Below are 23,584 nucleotides of genomic sequence, written 5' to 3'. Positions count from 1 at the left end.
CATGCCCGACTCGACGCCCTACCCCGTACACCTCGCCCGCGACATCTCCCGCCGGATCGACCAGCTCACGGAGCACCTCGCGCAGGCCACACCTCGGCAGGCCGCCCAGATCCTCGGCCAGGTCCTGGACGCCGAGCACGGCGTCCTCGGACGGCTGACCAACCTGGTGGCCACCGCCTCCCACTTCGCCAAGGATCACGCCCAGGCGGGCACGTTTCCGCCTGAGGTGTGGCTCGCCCTGGGCCGCGCGGCGAACGACCTTTACGACACGAGCCTGGACCTGGACGAGCACGCCGACGACTTCCGTCATCTCGCCACGCCCCCCTCGGTCACCAGCGTGCCGGCGCCAGTCGCCTCGGCCCTCGTCGCGCGGAGGCACCGGTGAAGAAGCAGCAGTGGTCCGGATGGGGGCAGGCCGGCCAGCAGGCCGAGCAGCACTACCTCATCGAACCCCGGCACCTGGCCGGCGGCGGCGATCTGCGGCACGTCACCGAGTTCCTGCGTGCCTCCGGCTGGCAGGAACGCTCGCCCAAGGCCGGCGTCCCGATCGTCTTCGACAGCCCCGACCGGACGGTCCGCGTCGGCTACGATCCGCACACCCAGCCCGGCGGCTGGACGGTCCGCAGCACCGCCACCGGCCGGCAGGAAGCCTGGCACGCGACGCTGGGCAAACAGGTCCCGGTCGAGATCGTCGCCGGATTCACCGACGCCCTCACCCGCCCCCGCTCCGCGCACGCCCCTAACGTGTGGCAGCCGCTGCAGCAGCACGGGTGGCGCACCGAGCAGGGGCAGCACGTCACGGCGATGAGCCCGGACGGCAACGCCTTCGTGCAGTTCCACCAGGACGGGCAGGGGCAGGCGTACTGGTGGGCCGCGGCCCAGACCGAACACGGCCCGGCATGGAACGCGGTGTTCACCCCGACCACACCGATGCATCTGGTGCAGGCGTTCACCACCGCCCTGTCCGACCCGCAGCCGGTGATGCGCCCGCGCGGACATGTCCCACCCACCCAACGCATCCGCAGCACCTCCGTCTCGGTGCTGCCGTCCCAGCTCAGTGCCTGGCAGCAGGCTCGTGTCGCCGCCGCCCGCGCCGCCACCTGGGCTCGCAGCTCCTGGGCCAGCACCCGCCCCCGGACAAACACCACCGGCCCGTACGCCGCCTCCGGCGGCGCGCGACCCCGACGCTGATCAACCGCTCCGGTCATCCACCGGGAGGCCGACCGAGAAAGCACCCCCGCGCGTGCACCACCCCGAAGCCCTCCGCCCGACGGGAAAGGGGGAGGGCCACCGACCGCTCTCCCTCTGCCCGGCCGCTTTCGTTCCGACTTCGGAGACTCACCGACTTTGACGACCGATCCCACCGCGACCCACCGGTTGCTTCTTGAGCAGCTTGCCGTCTTCATCAAGGAGAGCGAGCAGATCCTGGCCGACTGGGACGCCTACTCAGACCAGCACTCCGACCTCGACGGCTGGCCCCACGACGAGACCGCCTACGGGTTGCGCGCCAGCCGCCGGGATGCCGATACCTGGCGTTCGTTCAACCGTGTCCGCCACGGCGCGAAGGCGCTTCTCGCCACCGCCGGCGCGCAGTTGAACAAGCTGCCCGCCTCTCGTGTCCAGTCCCGGTGGGCGTGGCAGCTCAGCACCCTGGACGACGCGCTCGATCAGCTCGCCGCCCTCCAGCAGCAGTGGCTCCAGACGCGGGAGGCGCTGCCGCCGTCAGCCGTGCCGGGCACCGAGGTGCACGACGACGCACTGGCCGAGCGCAACGCCGAAGCCTGGGCCTACCTCAACGAGTGGTCCCTCCACGGACAGACCGTCCTCGACATCCACACGGCGGCCCAGGACGAGGCCCCCTCCCGCACGACGCCGGTCGCCCCGTCACGCGCCCCGGCCGCCCCCGTGCAGCCCCCGAAGGCACCGGGGGTCCGCCGATGACACCCGTGCCCGACGACATCGAGCAGGTCCTGATCGCCCCGCGATACCTGGCCGGCGGTGGCGATCCCGCCTGGATCACCGTTGCGCTCCACCGAGCCTGCGGCTGGAGCCATGGCAACGACCCGCTGATGCCCCGCGTCCACCTGACCAGCCCCTACCAGCAGGCCCTGCTCCGCCTCGAACCCACCCCGGACCAGCAGTGGTGGACCGTGCAGCATGCCCGCACCGCGGCGTCGCCGGCTTGGTCGGCGTCTTTCGACGTCCGCACCCCGGTGGAGATCATCGCCGCCGTCACCGACACCCTCACCAACCCGTCGCTCCCCGCCTGCTCGCTCGACACCGACCCGTACGAGCCGCTGCGCCAGGCTGGATGGCACGAAGACGCACACCGCTACGGCCTCACTTCGCCCGACGGTCTCGTCCGTGTCGAGCACTTCACCGACGGCGGCGGGAACAGCTGGTTCGCCGACGCCGTGGACGAGGAGCGGCATGAGCGCATGTGGCGGGCGTACTTCGGCGGGAGCACCCCGCCGCATCTGATCACCGCCTTCACCCGCGCTCTCGCCGACGAGTCGCCGCTGCCGCGCGACCCGCTCCACGTCCCCCTCCTGGGCCGCCGCCACGCGCGCAGCACCACTCACCAGGTCCCGGCAACCGCCGTCGCCGCAGCCCTGGAAAAGCGTGTCAAGTCCCTTGCCGCCCGCGGCACACCGATGCAGCCGCCGAGGACGTCGGGCGTGCCTCCGCGCCGCCGTTCGCGCTGACCACCGACCCGCCCCCCCTGGAACCGACTCCGTGCCCCCGTCCCCCTCAGCTCCTGGCGGCAGCACCGACGGCTACGACATAGCCTTCCGCGTCCTGCTCGTCGTCCTCGCCATCACCGTCCCCCTGTCCGCCCTCGCCTGGCTGGGCGGCAACATCACCGCCTATGTCACCGACTCCGGCCCCTGGGTCGACTATCAGCCGGTCCAAGCCCTCCTTCACCCCGAACGCCTCTGGCCCCGCGTGGGCGAAACGTCCCTGCTGATCGGCGCGCGCATCACTCCGGCCGCCACCCTGCTCGCCCTGGCCGTCCTCGGCGCCGTGCTGTGGTCGCGGCACGGGGGCGGAGCCGGGGGCCGGAGAAATAAGGTCTCCGGGATGGCGAAGCAGAAGGACATCGAGCCTCTGCTGGCCAAGTCCATCGCCGCCAAGGCCCGCTCGCTGCGCCCCAGCCTGAAGGACGCCAAGGCCGTCGAGGCGAAGGACACCGGCATCCTGCTCGGCAACCTCCAGGGCACCCGGCACGAGGTCCGCATGGGATATGAGGACGTCGCCGTCGCCATCATGGCGCCCCGCTCGGGCAAGACCACCAGCCTGGCGATCCCCTCGATCCTGGGCGCGCCCGGCCCCGTCCTACTCACCTCCAACAAGGCCGCCGGCGATGCCTACACCGCGACGCTCGAGGCCCGGGCGCAGGTGGGCCGCACGTGGTCAATGGACCCGCAGCAAATCGCCCACGCCCAGCGGGAGATGTGGTGGAACCCGCTCGCCGACGCCAGGACCCTCGACGGCGCCGGCCGACTCGCCGGGCACTTCCTCGCCGCGAGCGTGGACGCTTCCCAGCAAGGCGACTTCTGGTCGAAGGCCGGCTCCAACATCCTCTCCCAACTCTTCCTGGCCGCGGCGCTGGACGAGCGGCCCATCACCGACGTGATGCAGTGGCTGGCCTTCCCCGCCGACCGCGCCCCGCTGGACATCCTGCGTGACCACGGCTTCGCGGCTGTCGCCGCCCAGCTCAAGGGCACCGTCGAAGGGCCGCCCGAGACGCGGGACGGCATCTACGAAACGGCTCGCCAGTACGCCGCCGCCCTGCTCAACAGCGAGATCGCCGCCTGGGTCACCCCGCAGAAGAACATCGCCGAGTTCCGGCCGGCCGACTTCGTCACCTCCCGCGACACCCTCTACCTGCTGTCGAAGGACGGTGGCGGCGGCGCCAGCGCCTTGATCGCCGCGTGCGCGGACTCGGTGATGCGGGCCGCCACCGCCCAGGCCGAACGCGCCGGCGGACGCCTGGACCCGCCGATGCTCGCGATCCTCGACGAGGCCGCCAACGTCTGCAAGATCAGCGACCTTCCGGACCTGTACTCCCACCTCGGCTCCCGCGGGATCATCCCGATCACCATCCTGCAGTCCTACCGCCAGGGCCAGAAGGTCTGGGGGGACGCGGGTATGGACGCGATGTGGTCCGCCTCCACGATCAAGGTGATCGGCTCCGGCATCGACGACCCCGACTTCGCCGACAAGCTCTCCCGCCTGATCGGCGACCACGACGTCGAGACGAAGTCCACCTCCACCTCCGAGTCCGGCAAGTCCACCAGCATCAGTATGCGCCAGGAACGCATCCTGCCCGCCGACGCCATCCGCGCCCTGCCCAAGGGCACCGCCCTGTGCTTCGCCACCGGCATGCGCGCCGCCATGCTCGACCTGCGCCCCTGGTACCTCGAACCCGACGCCGAGGAACTGGCCGCCGCCTCCGCCCGCGCTTCCAAGGGCATCACCACCCGCGCGGTGGCCAAGGCCGCACCGAAGCAGACGGACTTCGGCACCGCCGCCTGACCGGACGGCGCCCGGGTTGCCAGCGCCGCCGCGGAGCGGACGTTCTCCCGCCCTCGCTCCCCCGCCGCGCCCTGCCCGACGCCCGGCACAGCCAAGGCACGAACTCGCTGACTTACTGCTCAAGGAACGAACATTTCAAGCTCTCCCCGATTCCGCGCCATTTCCCTCGGCGCCGGTGTTCAGTCCAGCGCCATGCTCGCGCTTTCAGCCGAAGGGATTCTCCCCAAGGCCCACTACGCAATTTTCGCCGACACCGGCTGGGAACCGGCCGCCGTCTACGCCCACCTCGACCGCCTTGAACGGGAAATAGCCAAGCCCGCCGGAATACCGATCCTGCGCGTCTCCTCCGGAAATATCCGCAACGACGCGCTGGACCCTGACCACCGATTCGCCTCCATGCCGCTCTATATCCTCAACCAGGACGGCAAGCCCGGCATGACCCGCAGGCAGTGCACGGGCGAATATAAAATCAAGCCGATCAAGAAGAAGGTCCGCGAACTCCTCGGCTACCCATATCCGGCCCGCATCCCGAAGGACGTCTTCGTCGAGCAGTGGGTGGGCATCTCGACCGATGAATTCCATCGAGCGAAAGACGCCGACGTCAAGTACATGCGCAACCGGCATCCGCTCATCGACATGGGCTGGTCGCGCACTGACTGCATCCGCTATTTGGCCGCGCTCGGGTTCGGCGACACCCCGAAATCAAGCTGCCTGGGCTGCCCGTTCCACGGAAACGCCCAGTGGAGGCACATCCGCAACACCTCACCCGCGGAGTGGGCGGACGTCGTCGCATTCGATGCTGCGATCCGTAAGGGCAACGCACGTGCCAACGCCACCGGCAACCGCCTGCTCGGCGAAGCGTTCCTCCACCGCTCCCGCCTGCCGCTTGATCAGGCCCCGATCGACCACGTCACCGCCGCCGAATGGGCCGCCCTCCAGCAACAACCCGGCGCATCCGCGGTGGATGCCGAGGAGCTGGAACAGGGCGTGGAGAACGGATGCTCCCCGTGGGCGTGCCGCGGCGCCGAAACGGAGGACGTACAGCACGACTTCGGGCTGGCCGCATGATTGTTGTCGATCTCTTCGCCGGTCCCGGCGGGTGGTCACACGCGCTGTCCCTGCTCGGCATACGGGACGTGGGGCTGGAGTGGGACGCCTGGGCCTGCAAGACGCGCGCGGCTGCTGGACAGTTGACCATTCGCACCGACGTGACGCTGTATCCGGTGGCGCCCTTCGTCGGAAAGACCGCGGGATTCATCGCGAGCCCGCCCTGCCAGGCGTGGTCGATGGCCGGCAAGCGCCTCGGCCTGGTCGACCAGCCCCTCGTTCACCAGGCCGTCGCCGACCTCGCCCGCGGCCTCGACACCCGCACCGGACTGCTGAACGCGTGCCGGGACGAGCGCTCGCTGCTGGCCGCCGAACCGATGCGCTACCTGTACGCGCTCAAGCGGGCCGGCGAGCCGGAATGGGTCGCCATGGAGGAGGTCCCGGACGTCCTGCCGCTGTGGAAGCAGTACGCCGTGATCCTGCGCGGCTGGGGCTTCTCCGTATGGACCGGCGTCCTCAACGCAGCCGACTACGGCGTGCCGCAGACCAGGCGGCGCGCGATCCTGCTCGCCTCCCGCACCCGCACCGCCGAACCGCCGCCCCCTACCCACGCGAAAGTCACCGAGCCACAGACCCTTTTCGGGCCAGGTCGGGCACGGTGGGTGTCCATGGCCGAGGCGCTCGGCTGGGGCGCCACCGACCGTCCCGTCCCCACCGTATGCGCCGGCGGCGGCCCCGGTGGAGGTCCCGAGCCCTTCCCCTCCGGCTCCCGAAAAGCCCTCGCCGACGCCCGAAGCCGCGGAACCTGGAAAGACCACGCCGCCCTGGCAAACGTCATCCTCCCGTCGCGGCGCCGAGGCTCGGAGCCGACCGGGCGACACGGCACTGGCGAGCACCGGCACGCCCACGCGTCCGGCTGCATGGTCGAAGCGCCTCGTTGGTCTTGGTCGCTGCGCAGCAACAGCCAGTCCAACGCGACGGTGCGGCGCGCGGATGAGCCGGCCGGGACCTTGTTCTTCGGGCACCGCGCGAATGAATGCCTCTGGGTGCCCGAGCCGGCGCCGGGCGGGTCCGGTGCGGCAGCGCCGGTGCCGGAGTCGGTGCGGATCACCGCGGCCGAGGCCGGGGTGCTGCAGACCTTCCCCGCCGACTACCCGTGGCAGGGGAACAAGGGGCAGCAGTTCTCCCAGATCGGCAACGCGGTCCCGCCCCGGCTCGCCGCCCATCTGCTCGCGCCGCATCTCGGCAAGACCCTGAGCCGCGACGACTTCACCCTGGCCGCCTGATGGCCCGCCTCGAACCGCCGCACGAGGAGATCGACCTGGGGGAGCCGCTGCCCCCATCGGCCGTGCACTACGCCGAACAGGCCCTGCTCGGAGCGCTGCTCCTGGAGCCGCACCGCCTCCAGTCCGTCACCGCTCTCACACCCGAGCACTTCGGCGACCCCGCGCACAGCGCCCTCTTCGCGGGCATGCGCACCGTGCCGGCTCCCGTAGCCGAGGAGCACCGCAGGGACCCGGCCTGGCTCAACGCCGTGCTGACGGCAGCGCGTCCCGAAGCCGCTGGGCTCAGCCCGTCCTACCTGCACACGCTGGTCGACGCCTGTCCCTGGCCTCAGCACGCGGCGGCGTACGCGCGGATGGTCCGCGCCGATCACGCCCGCCGGACCCTGCGCATGCACGCCGAGCGCCTGGCCCAGGCGACCGTCGACACCGCCGGCCCCAACCCGGCCGTCGCCGCCCTCGCCAAGGCCGACACGCTGACCCGGTTTCTGGACGACCTCGCCGGCCAGTTCCCCCCGCACCCCGGCTCCCTCCCACGCACCCCGCTGCCCCCACTCCCTCCACGTGATCGCGGTGAGGAGGCGCTGTCGGAGGAGCAACTGCTGCTGGCCGCCGCCACCACGCGCCCGGGCGAACTGAAGACCGTGTGCTGGCTGCAGGCCGACGACTTCGCCCTGCCCCTTCACGGCACCATCTTTCGCAGCCTGACAGCTCTGGCCCACCGGGGTGATCCCGTCGATCCGGTCACCGTGCTCTGGGAGGCCCAGCAACGCGGCCTGCTCGCCGCCGACCTCGCGCCGGCCGACCTCATGGCCCTGATATCGAACCCCGTCGGCTCGCCGGAACACTGGGGTGAGCGCATCCTTCGCCGCGCCCTGATCGCCCACGCGCACCTCGCCGCCCTGCGGATCCAGGCGTTCGCCGACGACCCGGCCAACAGTCCCCACCAGCTCATCACCGGTAGCCGCCGTGCCCTTGCCGAGCTGACCGCCGTCCGGGCCCGTTGGCAGCGCGCCGTCGCACCCCCAGCGCCACCGAGTCGCCCGCACGTGCCCCGCGCGCCTGCAGCCGCCCGGGTCGGGCCACCCCGCGCGCCCCGCGTCGCCGGTCTTCCGGCATCCTCCCCGCAGCGCGTCCCCCGATGACCCCACCGCCCGGCCGGCACCCCGTTCGGCCGGGCCCCGCGAATCGAGCACTGCCTGAGCCGAGGAATCAGCAGGCCAATCGCTTGCACCGTGGAAGCCGAGGCGGCCGGCCCACCAGCTTCGAGAAGGCCCGCTACGTTCGCAGGAACGAAGTGGAGCGGCTGATCGGAAAGTTGAAGATCAACCGGGCGGTTGCCACGAGGTTCGACAAGCGGGCCTATGTCTTCTACGGCACTGTAACCGTTGCGGCCACACGCCTATGGCTTCGTGCCTGACCCGCCAGACGGAACCTAGCCCTCGCCTTCCATAGCGGGAGGCTGTGGGCCTTCCACCGTGGCCTGAGCGGCAAGCTCAAGGCGGCGACCCACAGCGACAACACCTGGACCGGCACCCATCATGTCGGCGGCGCCAAGCCCATCTAACTGATGGACGAACCGGCCGCCGCCTCTCATGACGGCAAGCGGTACGTGATGTACCGCCGCTGATCCCCGTCCAGAAATCCTGGCTCCGGTGCCGTGTGGCGCCGGGGCCGACGGGTTGGCGAAGGCCGTGGGCGGCTGAGCCCATAGGTTCTGTCGCTTTGCCGGCCGCGCCGATCGCGCCCGCTCCTCACAGCCCCAACGACCAAGGCTGCTTTCATGTGGGCGCATTGCTTCAGTACGGCGACGCGGAGCGACGCTGTGAGGATGGGGACGTCCGTGGATTTTGGCCGGAAGGCCCTCTCGTGTGGTGATCACCACGCTGGTTGGCTGGACACGCACAGTCCTTCTGGATGTACGAGGAGCGATGTCGTATGGCGATTGATCCCCGGACCAAGCCGGCCGCGCCGACTGAGCCGGTCAAGCCGGTCAAGCCCACCGAGCAGGTCGTGCCGGCCCCGGAGGAGGCGACCGGGGAGTACACGATGGAGTGGGCGCCCGCGCCGGATCAGTACACAGTGATGAAACGCTTCATCGTGCGTCTGGTGCCGCCGAAGAAGAACGGGCCGAGCTGGGAGGGCTATGACGACGCATCTTTGAAGGCGGCCTTGTCGGACGCCTCCGAGTACGCGAAGACGCACACCTTCGAGGAATTCCGCACGTATCTGGTCGCGAAGGGGACGCTCCCGGAGTGCATCGCGGAGGAGGATTACACCGCCATCCGCGCGGGCCGCGGACCCAACATAGGGATGATCGGGAGCCAATTCGGTGCCTGGCATTACGGCCGCTGGTCGACGTATTACTACGGGATCTCACGCAAGGCCGGCCCGAAGCGGTACTCGGCGAAGCAGTTCCAGGCAGCCGGTCTGACCGACTTGGTGCCCACCTACACCGAGGCAGCGTCCCAGCAGCAGTACCTGGAGACGATGACCGCACAGGCCGAGGAGGCCAACCGCAAGGCCATGGAGCCCTACGAGGCGGCCATGGCCCAGTACCGGCAGGACATGGAGGCCTACTCCAAGGCCGTGGATGTCTACCGGCAGGACTTGGCAGACTATGAGACGTGGCTCCGTGACAGCGGCCTGTGGGTCACGCGGGGGCAGTACGAGTTCTGCGAGCCGGGCAGCGCGGCGGACGCGCAGATCGAGCCGGCCGAGGCTCCGGCGAACGGTGTCACCCGCCTGCTCGATCCGGCCGCCGACCGGGCCCGGGCGGGCTGGGGCCATATGGGCAGCTCGGGCAGGTTGGACGGCTGGCGGGCTGATGCCCAGCTGATCGTCGACATCACGCCGGTGTCCGGCACCACGGACGTCACCGTCACCGCCCGCGTCCGTGGCGTCGGCATCAAGCGTGACGGCAACGGCGTGTGGAACCGGACTGCTCCGTACCAGGCGGGAGGCTGGATCAACCTGCTGGCCCGGGACATCAATGGCAACTTCGGGGTCATCTCCCGCGCGAAGGCCGAGGACCGCGTCCACGTCGCCGAGAGCACCGATCCGGTGGTGGCATGCACCCTGACCTACACCGTGCCGCGTGACGCCCTGGTCGACTACGCCGTGGACTGGGCGTTCCGCGCCGATGAGCAGAACAAGCCCGACGGCCCCATCATCTCCCGGGCGGGCACCAAGGGGCTGCGCGTGCTGTTCGTGCCCCCGTCCCTCGACGGGTACCGGCCGGGCACGGTCCGCGACCCCGCCTCCGGCGAGCAGGCCGGGCAGGGCACAGGCCGGGCCACCCCGATCCAGCACAGCATCCGAGGTCACGCCACCCTCACCACCACCGCCACGAAGGACCCGGCCAGGACCACGATCAGCGCCGAGGTCTACGCCGAGATCCGCGGCATAGCCGGACTACCGGAAGTGGCCACCAAGGTCGACCTCGACATCGTCAGCACCCTCAAACGCTACGACGCCGCCACCGACCAGTGGAACAACGCCGCCTCCGGCTCCACCCGCGCCACCAAGTCATACACCGAATTCTCGGTGACCAGCGGCAAGTTTTCCATCGAGGTCCCCACCAGCGAACTGAACCTCTACCGCTACACCTGGCGCGCCAGCGACACCTTCCAGGACGGCTCCTCCATCGAGGGAACCATCTTCCCGATCTACCAGACCGGCAACTGACACCACGCCCCACCTGCTGGCGCCCAGCCCGTACTGCTGGACGCAGGTCACCACGCCGTCGTCGGCTGACGACGGGCCGGTGCCTTCATCGGCCAGAAGTTCGCGCGCCCACACCTCGCGCGATGGGAATGGGATGGGATTGGCCCACTGGCCACTGCCCGTACGGCCGAGGACGGCGCCGCGAACGCGGTCGGCGAGCCACTGCGCCTGGTCAGTACGGGCATCCACCACCGTCGCCTGAAAGACCGAGTGGGCATCCTCGGCCTGGTCCGCTAGGAGCGTGTCTCAGTAACACAGAAGGGTGCGGCGCGGTGAGGCGCGGGTAGCGGCAGCGTCTGACCGGGCGGGATCGGTGTTCAGCTGACGGGAGTGCCCGTCTCGTCGGACAGGCCGAGGTGGTCCTGAAGCGTACGCCGGCCGATCTCGGTGAGATCGACGGCGCGGCCGGTGCCGATCCGAGTGATCCAGCCGGAGTCGAAGGCGTGGCGGCACAGGGCGGCACCGACGGCACCGGCCAAGTGGGGGCGGCGTTCGGTCCAGTCCAGGCACGCGCGGACGGGCGGACGCCGTGTGGCGGGCGGTAGCGCGATGCCGAGACCGGCCAGCCAGGCGATCCCGTTGCCGGTGAGCGTCAGCCCCTGCTCCCAGTCCAGCAGCCCCCGGTCGGTCATCGCCTCGGTGATCGCGACCCCGAGGGCACCCGCGAGGTGGTCGTAGCACGTGCGGGCGCGGGCCAGCGCCCGGCTCCGGTTGACGGCGGGCAGTGAACGGGGCGGATTGACGCGACGAGGCGCCATGGAGGCAAGGGCCTCGATCAGTTGGGCCGTCTCGGGATCGGCGAGGCGCACGTAGCGATGGCGACCCTGACGCTCCTGGGCGAGCAGTCCTCCGCCGACCAGGAGGTTCAGGTGCTCGGTGGCCGTCGAGGCGGCCACCCCGGCATGGCGCGCCAACTCGGTCGCGGTCCATGCCCGGCCGTCCAGGAGGGCCAGGCAGAAGCTTGCGCGGGTGCCGTCCGCCAGGAGTCCGGCCAGAGCGGCGAGGTCCGGGCCCTCCAGGTGCGCGTCATGGTTTCTCATCACCGTCCATCATCCACCAGCGATCCTTCGGTGAGGGCCGAAGTGTCTTCACCCTACGGTCGACTCCCATGGACACCGCTACACGCAGCACCACGCCCGGCAACACGTCGGCCGCCCATGTGACCCTCGAGCCGAGCATCCTGTACTTCGGCACGCCGGTCGTACTGCTCTCGACAGAGAACGAGAACGGCTCCTTCAACCTCGCGCCGATGTCCTCGGCCTGGGCACTCGGCCACGTCATCGTCCTCGGTCTGGGCCCCGGGGGACAGACCGCGCACAATCTCCGCAGCCGACCCGATCTCGTGGTGAACCTCCCTGAGCCTGCCCAGTGGCCGGCGGTGGAGCGGCTGGCGCCGCTGACCGGACGCACCCCGGTACCCGTGGACAAGCGCGACACCTTCCGTTTCGAGCCGGACAAGTTCGCCGCAGCCGGCCTGCGACCTGAACCCTCCGAGCTGGTCCGGCCGCCCAGGGCCGCCGAATGTCCTATCCAGCTGGAGGCACGCGCAGCCCGGGTCCAACCCGACGCCTCCGGGGCGTTCCTCATCGTCGAAGCCCACGTGCTCAAGGTCCACGCCGATCCGCGTATCGTCGTCCCCGGCTCCCAGCACGTCGACCCGGCCACGTGGAGCCCGCTGATCTACAACTTCCGTCACTACTACGGACTGGGCCCTGAACTCGGCCACAGCTTCCGCTCCCAGACACCCCGGCAAGCCCACTGACCGATCTCGAAGCCGGTAAACGTAGGGGCAAGGAAGACTGAAGTAGGGTCGCAACCGGCAACCCGCCTCCGTTGTGTGATCATTCATGCGAAATAATCCCGGTATGCGTGATGGGGAGGGCCTGTTCGAGGCCGAGCCGGTCGAGAAGAAGCGGCCACAGGCGCGTGCGGCGGCGGTGGACAAGCGGTTCAGGGCGTTCGACCCGTACCAGGTCCTGCTGCTACCGCCGTTGCTGGACGACTGGCTGCCCGAAGACCAGCTGGCCCGGTTCATCGCCGACCTGGTCGACCAGTCTCTCGACCTCTCGCCGATCCTGGCCGGCTACACCGAAAAGCGCGGCTACCCGCCCTACCACCCGCGCCTGATGGTCCGCCTGCTGATCTACGGCTACCCCACCGGCGTCCGCTCCTCCCGGGCGATCCAGCGCAAGTGCGTCGACGACGTCGCCTTCCGGTTCCTGGCCGCCGACCAGGCCCCCGACTTCCGCTCGATCGCCCGGTTCCGCCGCCGCCACCTCGACGCCCTCGCCGACCTGTTCCTCCGGTCCCTGCACCTCGCGCAGAAACTCGGCATGGTCAAGATGGGCCGCGTCGCCCTGGACGGCACGAAACTGGAAGCCAACGCCTCCAAGCACAAGGCCATGAGCTACGGGCGGCTGGTCGACAAGGAGGAACGGATCGAGGCCGAGATCGCCGAGTGGGAGGCCAAGGCAAGGTCCCTGCTGGCCGACGCCGAGGCCACCGATACGGCCGAGGACGAGCACTTCGGCGTCGACGGCAAGGACACCGACCTGCCCGCCGAACTGGACCGCCGCGAGAAGCGCCTCGCCAGGTTGCAGGCCGCCCGCGCTCAGATCGAGGCCGAGGCCGCCGACAAGGCCCGCCGCCATGCCGAGGACAAGGAACGCCGCCGCCAGGCACGTGCAGGCAGCAGCGACGAGCAGGCCGTCACCGACGCCGGCGAGAAGGCCGCCACGACGGCCCGCCCGAAGCCGAAGGCCCAGGCCAACTTCACCGACCCCGACTCGCGGATCATGAAGAACAGCGACGGCGCCTATATCCAGGCCTACAACGCCCAAGCCGTCGTCGACGAGCACCATCAGGTGATCACCGCCGCCGACGTGACGACCAACGCCTCCGACGCATTGAACTACACCCCAATGCTCGACCAGTCCCACCAGAACACCGGCATCCACCCCGAACAGGCCCTCGTCGACGCCGGATACTGCTCCGAGACCAACCTCGAAGCCACTAGGGGTCGCCGAGTGACCTGCGGCACCGACACGTTCATGGCCACCGGCCGGCTCGGGCACGACGAGCAGGTCCCGCCCGCACCCCGCGGATGCATCCCCAAGGACGCCACCCTCAAGGAGCGCATGGCCCGCAAGCTGCGGACCAAGCCCGGCCGGAAGGCCTACAGCCGCCGCAAGGCCATCGTCGAACCCGTCTTCGGGCAGATCATGACCTGCCAGAACGGCCGCCGGCTCCTCCTGCGCGGCGCGGTCGGCGCCCGAGGAGAGTGGCGTCTTCTGACCGCCTGCCACAACTTCCGGAAGATCTTCCGACACGTCGGAACCGCCGGACTCGCCGCCGCGATCGCCTGACCGGCCCGGACCACCGGCCCCTCGGGCCGCTTCCCGGACCGGCAAGACCCGGCCACCCCGGCAGCGTGCAGGTCGGGCGACGGCAACCGACCTCGGCACCACTATCACCCGGTCAGTTGCCGGTTACTGGGACACGCTCCTAGGGGGGCACGCGATAGCCGCGTTCGCCGAGCCGCACCTCCGGATGCTGCTGCCCCTAGGCGCGGCGGAGCTCCGTGGGTAGCGATGTGGTGCCCAACTTATTCGGGTGGCATGGGAGCTGCATGCTGGTCGGTCTAGGGACTGTCCGGCAGGCGTTCACGCCGACCGGAACGGCACCAGCGCGGCTCGGTCACGCGTTCCGTCGGACACGCCTTAGCGAAACCGGGGATCCACCGCACCATGGGAAATCCACCGCCAGTCCACGACCGCCGCGTCGAGAGGCCGTAACGAGACCAAACCGACAACTCCATACGCCGTCGCCCGGGCATAGACCAAGCACACGCCGGTGCCTACGCCGCGGTGTAGCTGAGCCGGAACAGGTCCTGGGCACGCTCCAGGTCGCGGTCCGTGCGCAGCTGCACTTCCAGGTCGCCGGTCCCGTGGTGGCCGAGCGCCGTGACGTCCCGGGTGAATCCGGGGACGAGGTCGACTTCCTTGGGGTTGACCTTGAGGTAGACGAGCAGCTTGTTCTTCTGCGGCGGGCAGACGCAGGCGAAGTTCCGCAGGCGCTGGTACGCGCGGTAGGTCTTGCGCTGGACCTTGGTGATGTCATCACCGAGCCCCAGCAGAACCTGGTCCACCTCGGCGTACAGCTCCTCCATCGCGCTCTCGGCCGCACGGACACCAGGTGCCGCGGTCTCACGCGCCTGGCGGGTGCGCGGCGCCGCCGTCTGGGCGGCGACGGAGGCGACGGTCTCCAGGCCGAAGTGGTCGGCGCCGAAGAAGCGGTAGCGGACCAGGTCGATGCTGCGCCGGTGCTCGCGGATGGCGTGTACGTCGTAGCGGGTGAAGTCGCCAGCGACACAGATCAGCCTCGGTGCGCTCCACAGCACCTGGGCCGCGACCGCTGACCCGAGCCGGTGGCGCACCAGGTGCCCGAACTCGGCCTTGTGGTCCATCAGCCACGACAAGTAGAAGAGGCCCTGGTTGATCACGCCGGCGTCGGTGCCGCGCTTGTACTCGACGATCACCGGAGCGCCGTTCTCATCAAGGCCCAGCGAGTCGATCCGCCCACCGTGCACAGGGCCGGTGCTGTACTCACTCGCCAGGAAGCGCACGCCGAGCATCGTCTCCATGTGCGCCTCGACGAGGTCCTGCACGTCCGCCTCGACCTCAGCAAGACGCGGCACGACCTCGGTCACGCCGCTATTCGTCGTGTGGAAAAGCTTCAGGCCCGACACCTTCCCCTCCTCGGCTCGGAGATCACCAACGCCGGGCGGGGGCAGGTTTGTTTCCAGGAGGGGCTTCGACCTTGTGAAGATGGCGTGAAGCTACCTACGTACAGACCGCCGGGGCGCTCACCTCACACAACCTCATGGGACAAGCACCGCCGCATTCCTACGCCTAACCAGGATACGACTAGCGAGACTTGGCAGGCTGTGGCAGTGCGTTGGATATCGCCTCGCCAGGCCCAGTGCTCACCCGCCTGAGACGAAGCTTCACCAGACAGCACCCCTGTGCGGATACGCAGATGCAACCGCATCGGACACGAGCTCATAGCCACGCTCTGTTAGCGGACCTGAAGCCGGTACAGCGCGATCGCCCTGATGGCGGTTGTCTGCACCAGTTTGTACTTCATCTTCAAGCGGCGCGACTGGCTCTAGACTTCTCACGCTTTGAACAGCCCTCCTTCATGCTGCTCTCGCATCGATAAAGGATCGGGTGTAATCGGCCCTGGGGAGCCTGGAGAGAAGAGACGCGAGTCATCTCCTCGCGCTGTCCCTGACGAGCCCTTGGCCAGGACATTTGGGCATCCAACGAACGCTGGGGAGAATCGACTGGCGGCCCACGCTGAGCCAGCGCCTGCGACCGCCTCTGCAAGATCTAATGAGACGGGACGCCTGGATCCGCGGGCGGGCTCAGGCACCCTCCCTCAATTCGCCGGTGCCGAAGGGCTGCCAGGACAGCCGGTGCATGCTCGGGGTGGTGCCCGCGCGGGTTACGGAGACCGTGGAGCCCTTGGGGACGACGGCGGCGAGGCGGCTGCCCGGGTCGTCGGGGGCGCGTTCGGCCTTGCGGGACTGGACGCCCGTCCTGCGGTCGACGCCGGCGGTGGTGACCGTGACGCTCAGTGTCGGAGCAGGGTCCTCGCTCTCCGGTACGTCCGTGTCGGCGCGGACGTACCCCACGAGGAAGCCGTCGGTCTCGGCGGTGAACGCACGCGCGAACTCCCCCTCCCCGAGGGTGAACTCCACCGGTTCGGTGGTGAGCGTGCCGTGGCCCCCCACGGTGAGGTCGTTGAGGACCAGGTCCGGGCGGCCCACCGTGACGGTGGTCGTCATCGCGTACACGGCCTTGGCGTCGGAGTCCCTGGACTCCACCGTCACCACGAGAGCGAACGTGGAGTCACGGTGCAGCTTCGGGGACGGCCAGGAGCGCATGCCGGTGACGTTCTCGGGCTCGCCGCCGTGCAGCATCATGTACGTGGCGCCGTCCCTCGACTCGCCCCGCCACCGCAGCTCGACCGAGTTCCCGCTCTGGACGAGGATGCGATCGGGCCTGAAGTCGCCGACGGTGAACCCGGCCGGCACCTTCGCCAGTGGCCACTCCTCGGAGTGGGGCTCATCAGCGCCCACGATGCGCTCGGTGACGAGCAGGCTGCTCGTGCCGACCGCCCGGTTGACCTCGATGTTGGCGATCGTCAGCTCCACCTCGTCCCCGGGCGGAATGGGCGCGTTGGAGCGCTTCGGGGTCAGAACGAATGTTCCGGGAACGTCCGGGTCGGGCTCGAAACGCCACTTCCTGGCGTCGCTCACCTGCGGCTCAGCACTGCCCGGGTTGGCCGTCAGATCACCGGGTCCGGTCCCCACGGGGAACGTGAAGCGGACCTCCTCCGGATGGACCGCGCCGCGCAAGGGGTTGGCGACCGCGATGTCGAGGGTCGCCTTGGCCGGTGTGCCCTCCTCTGAGACCTGGACGGGCGCCGGATGGGTCTCCACGTAGTAGGTGAGCACACAGTCGCTCTCGTCGGGGCGTCGTACCGCCACGGCGCTTCTCCCTTCCGTGCTGTCAGCCCCACGCCGGGCCGACGGCGAGGTACGCGTTGTTGCCCAGGGCCTGCCCCAGCGGGAACTCCGCGACCGGGTCGCCACCGGACACCGGCACCTTGTGCACGGAGTCGGCCCGCTCACAGGTGACGTAGACGTACTGCCCGTCCCGCGACACCGCGACCGCGTTCGTGCGGTCCCGCACCCGGATGGGCGGCTTCACCTCGATGGCGGCGGCGACGTCGATCACCTTCACCTCGGCACCGCGGTTGGCGACGAACAGATACCGGGAGTCCGGCGACGCCGCGAGCTGCTCCGCGGACTGCCCGACCGGGACGAGCGGAGGTTCACCGCTGCTCGTGGTCCTGACGACCGCGACCATGTTGACGGGGCTGTCACCGAACCCCAGGACGGCCCCGTCGGGGGTGACCGCCAGGCACGACGCGGTGCCGTTGCCACCCATGCGCCGGGTCACGCCGTGCGTCGCCGTGTCCACGACCGCCACGCAGGGCATCTCGTCGGTGCCGACATAGACACAGTCGCCTGCGGGTGAGGCCGCGATGCCGTCAGGCCGCCGACCGACATCGATACGGACCTTGGCGCCGGTGGCGAGGTCGATGGCGTGCACGTGCTCGTCCAAGGGATTGGTGACATAGGCGGCGGAGCCGTCGGGCAGGGCTGTCACCCGGTTCGGCCACACCCCCGCCGTCACCGTGCGGAGATTCTCGGCCGTGATGTCGAAGAGGGCCAGGTTTCCCTCGCCCCCGCCGGTGCCCTTGACGGTCACCAGCGCGCGGAAGCCGTCGGGGGAGATCACGACACCGCCTGAATCGTTCCCGACCTGGGTCTGCCTGAGGGCTTGCCCGGTGTCCGCGTCGAAGACCCACAGCTTCCCGCCGTCCCCGTCGAGGACGCTCAAGAACGTGCGGTACGGCCACCGGTCCCGCAGTACCTTCCCGGCGGAGGTGACGTAGTGCCGGTCCGTGTCGCAGTCGGCGTAGCGCTTCCCGTCGGGGGTGACCAGGTAGCCGTTCTTGGTGGCGGGGTGGCTGAACGCCGCCGCCACGCCGCCGTAGACCTCGGAGCCGGGGTGGGCGGGGTTGTGCCAGTGCTCGGCGATGCTCCCCTGTTCCAGCACCTCGTCGGTGTCGGCGTCGTAGTTGACCCACCGGTCGCCCCGGAAGAGGTGGAGCGTGCCGTCGAAGGCCGGACATCCGGCGTCGATGCCTTCGACGAAATCGGGCGCGTCCTTGCCCAGCCCGGGGAACTTGTTGCCGATCGGAGCGGAGCCCCCCACCGGCTCGGCGCCTTCCACGTCGAACTTCACGCAGTTGGCACCCTTGAAGAAGTACACGTACCGGGTGCCGGTCCCGCACGCGGCGTCGATGCCGCGGAGGTATTCGTAGGGCAGCTTCGGCCACAGCTCGGTCAGCGGCTTGCCCTGCCGTGGCGGCGCGACCGACCCGGCATCGTGCCGGACCGCCCAGCCGCCCCGGATCATGTAGACGGCAGCCGGTTCACCACCGATTTCCGGGACGCTGAACGCGGCATCGATCCCGGTGGGTGTGAGGTCGGTAGTGGTCTCGTTCATCGCTGGGGCTCCTCGCTGAGGTGGGCCGGATCGGTGATCCCCGGGGCGGCGCCGCTGCGGGCTCCGGCCGCCGGGTCGAGCTCCTTCAACTCCCCCGCACCGAAGGGGAACCAGGTCAAGGACGCGGTGAACCCGGCGTCGCCCTTCTGGACCACCCTCGCCACCGAGCCCCGGGGCACGGGCACGAACAGGCTCGCCTCCTGGTTGTCGGCGCCGCCGCGGGCGTCCCAGGACTGGGCGGCGAACTGCTGCCGCCGCAGGCCCGGGGGTGTGACGAAGACCCTGAGGTACGCCGGTGCCCCGTCCTGGGTGGTCTTGACGTAGCCGGTGAGCACGCCATCGGTGACCGCTTCGTATGTCTTCGGCTCGGCCTCGGTGCCTCCCGCGACCTCGCAGGCCTGTCCGAAGAGGCTGACGGTGCCGTTGACGTCGATGTCGCCGACCTCCAGGTCCGGCACGTCGACCGTCACGGCCGTGGTCAGCCCGTAGGTGACCGGCGTCCCGGCCTGCACGGTCGAGCCCAGCAGCATGAACGCCGTGGCGCGGTGGAGGGGATCCGACGTCCAGCTGCCGTTGCCGTGGGCGTCGATGCATCCGTTGACCAGTTCGCGCTGGTTGTCAGCGTAGAAGAGCTCGTACTCGGGCCCGACCTCGCACTTCCAGGTCAGGGTCACCGTCTCGCCCCTGGGGACCTCGACCCGGTCCGGGGCGAAGTCCTCCAGCATGGCGGTCGGGCTCGCCTTGGCGAGGAGCTTGCTGCGGGTGGCGCCGGAGCCGCTCGCCCGGCCCGGCGCCGCCGTCTCACCGATGTCGAGCACGACGGTGCCGAGCGTCCGGTTGACGACCAGGCCGTCCAGAGTGATCACGAACTGCCCGCCGGGCTTGAGCTCCGTACCGGCCGAGACCGGGCGTACGGCGAACACGCCGCCACCCTGGTGCTCGGCCAGCCAGCCGGCGGGATCGTCCGTCGTCGCGCGGATCGTCTCCGGTGCGTCCGTCAGCGCGCCGGTCCCCTGACCGGTCGGCAGGCTCACGGTGATGGTGTCGCAGGTGACGGAATCCGCACCGGGGTTGGCCACGGTGATCCGTAGCGTGGCCTCGCCGGTGGCCGTGTCCGTACTGACCCGCAGCGGCGCGGGGGTGGTGTGCACGGTGTAGGAGAGCGCGGTGGTCATGAGGTGCTCCCGGGTTCCTGGTCCTTCTTCTGGTCCTGCGGCCGGCTGTGGCCCTGTGCGGGGTGTCGCCGGCCGGCCTCGCCCAGCGCGTCCGTGAGCTGGAGGAACCCGGTCCGGGCGACAGGCGTGGTGTCCGTGAGGGCGAGGGCCGGATCCGGCGCGGTGAGCGGGTAGGCGGTCCAGCCCTCGGGACCGGCCGCGGTCAGCCGGGTGCCCGCTGTGGGTTCCGCCCACGCCCATGTGCCGCGCCAGCCGGACGGGCCCGGCATGACGACGTGCTCGGTGGGAGCGGTGTCCTGGTCCTCGGTGACCGCCCGGGTTCCGGCGAGCAGCGGGCCCGCCCTGAACGACAGCTTCATACGGGCCAGTGGCTCGCGCACCCAGGTCGGCGGGAGCAGCAGCCGGTTCACGGGGAGGATGTCGGTGACGGCGTGGACGGCGGCCCAGGGGTCGGTGAGGAGGGTCACCCACGCCGCGGTCTCGTCCTGGTCCCGGGCGACCGGTGACGTCGCCGGCTTCGCGGGGACCGCGATCTCCTGGCCGTCGATGGGGACGACGTACCCCGACAGTGCGGCCCCGGCTTCGGGTTCGGGCTCGGGCACGGCGTGCAGACGGCTGTAGTCGGTGCCGAGATAGAACCCGGCGAGCCCGTCGCTGAGCATCTTTCCGGCCCCGAGCCGGACGTTCCAGAGGTACTCGGTGAACTCCGGTTCAGGGAGCTCCGGGTCGACCACGTCGTGCCAGGCCGGCGACGTCATCGCGGGCCCGTCGAGCTCGCACTTCAGTCGGGCCCGGAGCAGCGCCATGGGGCGGCCGACGAGGGCGGCCAGGCTGTTGTCGTCCTCGCCGGGCGCGGTGGTCGACATGCTGTTGTCGAGCGCGTCGAGGAACTCGGCGTAGGCGGCGGCCCCGCCCGCCAGGAGGCCGGTGACGAAGCCGTGCAGGTGGGGCAGGTCCGCGGCGAAGGCCCGGCCGGATTCGGTGGCGGGGTCGGGGTCGGGGTAGGGCGAGTCGGGCAGGGCGTGCCAGGCGGCGAACGGCTGGTGCGCGGTGTCCAGGACCGTACGGATCTCGCCGAGGCCCCGGCCGTCCGGTGCGTGGACGAGCAGCGAGCGCGAGAGGTGGTTGGCCAGCAGCCACCCGCAGACCGGGGTCTGTCCCGCCGCCTCGCGCGGCCCCGCGTCGACGTCGATCCGCCGGTGGTCGTCGGCGGCGGAGACGAAGTCGAAGCGCAGGCGTGCCGGCTGGAGCAGGCGTGGGGGCAGCTCGATGAAGCGGTAGGCGTTCTCGGGGACGACCGGGATGCCCGGGGTGACGCTGTCCGCGCGTCCGGGCCGGTACTGCTGCACGTTGTCGGGGCTGATGACCGTGAGGGACCGGCCGAACCGGTCGATGACGTGCAGCTGTTCGAAGGCGAGCTGGGCGGCCCTGACGGGCTGGTACCGCCGCTCGGCGGGGGCGGAGGCCGGGCCGGGGTCGGGGACGTCGCTCAGCGAGACGCGCGAGGTGGTGTTGTCGACCAGTTCCCCGAGCGTCTCGCCCGGCATGAGGTTCGTCGACGAGGACTGCTGGGACAGCCAGCCGTTGACGCCGTCGATGCGCTGGGAGAGCCGGTCCCAGTCCTGGGCCTGGCCGCGCAGGGTGAGCAGCTTCTCGACCGGGCCGCCGGGGTGGGTGGCGGCGTGCTGGGCGAGGCGGGCGCGGTCGTTGAAGTCCGGCAGGGGGTTGAGCAGGGCGCGTCCGGTGAGGGTGCCGGTGTCTCCTACGGGGCTGTCGGGCTGCCAGCGGTAGCGGGTGCCGTCGAACCGCCAGTGGTCCGTACCGTCGCTGTGGTAGGGGGTCGGGTAGCAGTTCGTCTTCCAGATGAGGTGCAGCGGCGACCAGGGTTGGCGCCATGCGCGCGTCCAGCGGGCGAGCGTGCCCGTGACGTTGGCCTCCGGGGCGGCGAGCGCGTCGTCCAGGGCGGTCTCGCCTTCCGTGCCGCCCGGTGCGGCGGCGGCCCGGTCGAGGAGGAAGAACTCGCCGAGGAGCGTGTCCAGGGCGGTGCGTTCGGGCAGGCCGGTGAGCTCGGGGACGGGCGGGGCGGCCGGGGCCGGGATCATCCCGCCGCCGATGCGGATCTCTGTGACGGCCTCGGCTGAGGTGCGGCAGGCCAGGTCGCTCTCATCGGTGAGCGGCCGGTCCAGCCGTGCCCCGCGGACGATGACCGACGGGTCGGGGGTGCTGTGGAACGCGGGCTCGGCGCACCGCTGGAGCTCCCGCCCTGGTGCGAGACCGTGCTCGGCCGCGTAGGCCCCGACGGCGGCGGCGAGCTCCTCGGCGGTGTCGCCCCACGGGATGCGTGACCGGAGGCCGCCCTCGCCGAAGAGCGAGGTGAGCCGGTCCCGGACGTGCCGGGCGACTGTGTTCGCCCCGCCCGGGTCCACCTGGGCCCGGTACAGGGCGTCCCAGCCGTCCGGCCGGTTCGTACGGCCGCTCAGCCACCACAGGCCGTACAGTCGCCGCTGGAAGTGGGCGAGTTCGCGGGTGGTCGCGTCGTGTGTGGCCTGGGCCTCGTTGAGCCCGGCCAGCCACTGGCGTTCCCGGGCGGCCTCCTCCGGCGCCGGCGCGGGCCGGGCGGCGTCGCCACCGGGCACGGGGGCGTCCACGATGCGCCAGGTGTAGCCGCCCGGCTCCGCGCCGAACCACGTCCGGCGCAGGGCCTGGTCGAGCGCGGTCTCGCCCTCGTCGTCGAGGACGTCCAGCAGGTCGTAGGTGAACGCCTCCCACAGCAGGGCGGCCTCGGGGTCGTCCGAGGGGCCGGTGGGCAGGGCGGTCTGGGCGTCGGTGACGATGTGCCCGACGGCGACGTCGACGCGGTCGTTGGTGCCGGGCTTGTCCGACCCGGGCGGGGCGGCCTGGGGGTCGGGGTCCCAGAGGAGGTGGAGCACGCTGCCCGCGTAGAGGGAGCGCGTGGGGTGGAACGCGTTGTCGGTGGTGGCCCACCGCAGGGAGTCCAGCAGGGCCCGGACGTCACCGCCGGGCACGGTCGCCAGGATGTCCCAGGCCGGGTCCGAGTACCAGCCGATCACCAGGTAGCTGAGCAGGGTCGGGCCGTCCAGGCCGGTGAGCCGGTCGTGGAGGGAGAAGACGTCCTCGTTGTACGGCTGGAAGGTCGCGAACGTCGGCAGCCCCGGCCCGACCGCGGTGAGGAACGGCCGGCGGCCTTCCGGCTCCGTCCACGCTCCCTCGGCGAGGTCGTGGGTCCGGCCGATCCAGGTCGGTTCGAGGCCGTCCGCCCAGGGGTCGAGGAACGGCGTGGTGCCTTCGCCGTGGTCGAGGAAGTCGCTGTCGACGATCCAGCCGGTCGCGGCGGGGGTCGCGTCGGGCCGGTCCGCGGGCCTGCTGTAGCGGACGACGAGCCAGCGGTTGGGCACGAAGGGGAACTCCACCCGCCCGGCGGGCCCGTCCTGACGGCCGCGCCGCAGTGCGTCGGGCAGCAGCCACTGCAGGTGGATCCCCTTGTCCCGTTTGACGGACACGGAGCCCTGGAAAGGGTCGGGCTCGGGTGACTTCCGCTTGTCGAGCTCCTCGAAGTCCGGGTACCAGTAGCGGAACGGCTCGTTGTCCCGGACGCGCTGGTTGACGAGCAGCGCGTCGACCTGCACGGGAACGATCAAGGGCGATGAGG

At 70.6% G+C, this 23,584-nt stretch carries 17 protein-coding genes and 1 pseudogene; 12 read left to right on the top strand and 6 right to left on the bottom strand.

Going from position 1 to position 23,584, the window contains the following annotated elements:
- The first annotated feature begins 1 nt into the window (after nucleotide 1).
- The 10 genes and pseudogenes from ACZ53N_RS26870 to ACZ53N_RS26825 all read left to right on the top strand — a co-directional run bounded on the left by ACZ53N_RS26870 (nucleotide 2) and on the right by ACZ53N_RS26825 (nucleotide 10,556).
- The gene (locus ACZ53N_RS26870) at nucleotides 2-385 is read left to right on the top strand and encodes a hypothetical protein (RefSeq protein ID WP_469143369.1); all 384 of its coding nucleotides are present in this window, start codon (nucleotides 2-4) and stop codon (nucleotides 383-385) included.
- On the top strand, nucleotides 382-1,191 hold the full coding sequence (locus tag ACZ53N_RS26865) for an SPDY domain-containing protein (RefSeq protein WP_469143368.1): 810 nt from the start codon (nucleotides 382-384) through the stop codon (nucleotides 1,189-1,191). The genes ACZ53N_RS26870 and ACZ53N_RS26865 overlap by 4 nt, the downstream gene beginning before the upstream one ends.
- A gap of 156 nt (nucleotides 1,192-1,347) precedes the next feature.
- The gene (locus ACZ53N_RS26860; protein ID WP_469143367.1) at nucleotides 1,348-1,941 is read left to right on the top strand and encodes a hypothetical protein; all 594 of its coding nucleotides are present in this window, start codon (nucleotides 1,348-1,350) and stop codon (nucleotides 1,939-1,941) included.
- Complete coding sequence (locus ACZ53N_RS26855; protein ID WP_469143366.1) at nucleotides 1,938-2,705, top strand: SPDY domain-containing protein; 768 nt, start codon at nucleotides 1,938-1,940, stop codon at nucleotides 2,703-2,705. The genes ACZ53N_RS26860 and ACZ53N_RS26855 overlap by 4 nt, the downstream gene beginning before the upstream one ends.
- 31 nt (nucleotides 2,706-2,736) lie before the next feature.
- Nucleotides 2,737-4,539, top strand: coding sequence for a type IV secretory system conjugative DNA transfer family protein (locus tag ACZ53N_RS26850; protein ID WP_469143365.1), 1,803 nt, complete (start codon nucleotides 2,737-2,739; stop codon nucleotides 4,537-4,539).
- Nucleotides 4,540-4,731: 192 nt separating this feature from the next.
- On the top strand, nucleotides 4,732-5,607 hold the full coding sequence (locus tag ACZ53N_RS26845; RefSeq protein ID WP_469143364.1) for an adenine nucleotide alpha hydrolase family protein: 876 nt from the start codon (nucleotides 4,732-4,734) through the stop codon (nucleotides 5,605-5,607).
- Nucleotides 5,604-6,872, top strand: coding sequence for a DNA cytosine methyltransferase (locus tag ACZ53N_RS26840; RefSeq protein WP_469143363.1), 1,269 nt, complete (start codon nucleotides 5,604-5,606; stop codon nucleotides 6,870-6,872). The genes ACZ53N_RS26845 and ACZ53N_RS26840 overlap by 4 nt, the downstream gene beginning before the upstream one ends.
- Nucleotides 6,872-8,014: a DnaB-like helicase N-terminal domain-containing protein gene (locus ACZ53N_RS26835; protein ID WP_469143362.1), complete on the top strand. Its 1,143-nt coding sequence runs from the start codon at nucleotides 6,872-6,874 to the stop codon at nucleotides 8,012-8,014. Before ACZ53N_RS26840 ends, ACZ53N_RS26835 begins: the two co-directional genes overlap by 1 nt.
- 50 nt (nucleotides 8,015-8,064) lie before the next feature.
- Nucleotides 8,065-8,289, top strand: a pseudogene (locus ACZ53N_RS26830) (IS5/IS1182 family transposase); the annotation flags it as partial.
- Between the two features lie 518 nt (nucleotides 8,290-8,807).
- Nucleotides 8,808-10,556, top strand: coding sequence for a hypothetical protein (locus ACZ53N_RS26825; protein ID WP_469143361.1), 1,749 nt, complete (start codon nucleotides 8,808-8,810; stop codon nucleotides 10,554-10,556).
- A 356-nt stretch (nucleotides 10,557-10,912) separates the two neighbouring features.
- Here ACZ53N_RS26825 and ACZ53N_RS26820 read toward each other — a convergent pair whose 3' ends face one another.
- The gene (locus ACZ53N_RS26820) at nucleotides 10,913-11,635 is read right to left on the bottom strand and encodes a helix-turn-helix domain-containing protein (RefSeq protein ID WP_469143360.1); all 723 of its coding nucleotides are present in this window, start codon (nucleotides 11,633-11,635) and stop codon (nucleotides 10,913-10,915) included.
- A gap of 68 nt (nucleotides 11,636-11,703) precedes the next feature.
- On the opposite strand from ACZ53N_RS26820, the gene ACZ53N_RS26815 reads away from it, so the two are divergent.
- The gene (locus ACZ53N_RS26815; RefSeq protein ID WP_469143359.1) at nucleotides 11,704-12,357 is read left to right on the top strand and encodes a flavin reductase family protein; all 654 of its coding nucleotides are present in this window, start codon (nucleotides 11,704-11,706) and stop codon (nucleotides 12,355-12,357) included.
- A 175-nt stretch (nucleotides 12,358-12,532) separates the two neighbouring features.
- Nucleotides 12,533-13,960 carry an IS1182 family transposase gene (locus ACZ53N_RS26810; RefSeq protein ID WP_469143418.1) on the top strand — a complete coding sequence of 476 codons (1,428 nt, stop codon included), beginning with the start codon at nucleotides 12,533-12,535 and terminating at the stop codon, nucleotides 13,958-13,960.
- Nucleotides 13,961-14,451: 491 nt separating this feature from the next.
- On the opposite strand, the gene ACZ53N_RS26805 is transcribed toward ACZ53N_RS26810, so the two are convergent.
- The 5 genes from ACZ53N_RS26805 to ACZ53N_RS26785 form a co-directional block, all read right to left on the bottom strand.
- A complete protein-coding gene (locus tag ACZ53N_RS26805; RefSeq protein ID WP_469143358.1) occupies nucleotides 14,452-15,342 on the bottom strand; it encodes a DUF5655 domain-containing protein in 891 nt (296 codons plus the stop codon).
- 678 nt (nucleotides 15,343-16,020) lie between these two features.
- Nucleotides 16,021-17,148, bottom strand: a complete 1,128-nt coding sequence (locus tag ACZ53N_RS26800) for a hypothetical protein (RefSeq protein WP_469143357.1) — start codon at nucleotides 17,146-17,148, stop codon at nucleotides 16,021-16,023.
- A 22-nt stretch (nucleotides 17,149-17,170) separates the two neighbouring features.
- Nucleotides 17,171-18,739, bottom strand: coding sequence for a cell surface protein (locus ACZ53N_RS26795; protein WP_469143356.1), 1,569 nt, complete (start codon nucleotides 18,737-18,739; stop codon nucleotides 17,171-17,173).
- Nucleotides 18,736-19,914 carry a hypothetical protein gene (locus tag ACZ53N_RS26790; protein WP_469143355.1) on the bottom strand — a complete coding sequence of 393 codons (1,179 nt, stop codon included), beginning with the start codon at nucleotides 19,912-19,914 and terminating at the stop codon, nucleotides 18,736-18,738. Before ACZ53N_RS26790 ends, ACZ53N_RS26795 begins: the two co-directional genes overlap by 4 nt.
- Nucleotides 19,911-23,561 carry a hypothetical protein gene (locus tag ACZ53N_RS26785; protein WP_469143354.1) on the bottom strand — a complete coding sequence of 1,217 codons (3,651 nt, stop codon included), beginning with the start codon at nucleotides 23,559-23,561 and terminating at the stop codon, nucleotides 19,911-19,913. The genes ACZ53N_RS26790 and ACZ53N_RS26785 overlap by 4 nt, the downstream gene beginning before the upstream one ends.
- Nucleotides 23,562-23,584: the final 23 nt, after the last annotated feature.

It is taken from the genome of Streptomyces sp. NPDC033229 (assembly GCF_055576875.1).
This window is presented reverse-complemented; position numbering and strand designations above follow the sequence as displayed.

Coding starts and splice junctions, on each gene's coding strand:
- ACZ53N_RS26870 (WP_469143369.1), top strand. CDS start 2: ATGCCCGACTCGACGCCCTACCCCGTACACCTCGCCCGCGACATCTCC.
- ACZ53N_RS26790 (WP_469143355.1), bottom strand. CDS start 19,914: ATGACCACCGCGCTCTCCTACACCGTGCACACCACCCCCGCGCCGCTG.
- ACZ53N_RS26855 (WP_469143366.1), top strand. CDS start 1,938: ATGACACCCGTGCCCGACGACATCGAGCAGGTCCTGATCGCCCCGCGA.
- ACZ53N_RS26820 (WP_469143360.1), bottom strand. CDS start 11,635: ATGAGAAACCATGACGCGCACCTGGAGGGCCCGGACCTCGCCGCTCTG.
- ACZ53N_RS26835 (WP_469143362.1), top strand. CDS start 6,872: ATGGCCCGCCTCGAACCGCCGCACGAGGAGATCGACCTGGGGGAGCCG.
- ACZ53N_RS26815 (WP_469143359.1), top strand. CDS start 11,704: ATGGACACCGCTACACGCAGCACCACGCCCGGCAACACGTCGGCCGCC.
- ACZ53N_RS26845 (WP_469143364.1), top strand. CDS start 4,732: ATGCTCGCGCTTTCAGCCGAAGGGATTCTCCCCAAGGCCCACTACGCA.
- ACZ53N_RS26795 (WP_469143356.1), bottom strand. CDS start 18,739: ATGAACGAGACCACTACCGACCTCACACCCACCGGGATCGATGCCGCG.
- ACZ53N_RS26825 (WP_469143361.1), top strand. CDS start 8,808: ATGGCGATTGATCCCCGGACCAAGCCGGCCGCGCCGACTGAGCCGGTC.
- ACZ53N_RS26840 (WP_469143363.1), top strand. CDS start 5,604: ATGATTGTTGTCGATCTCTTCGCCGGTCCCGGCGGGTGGTCACACGCG.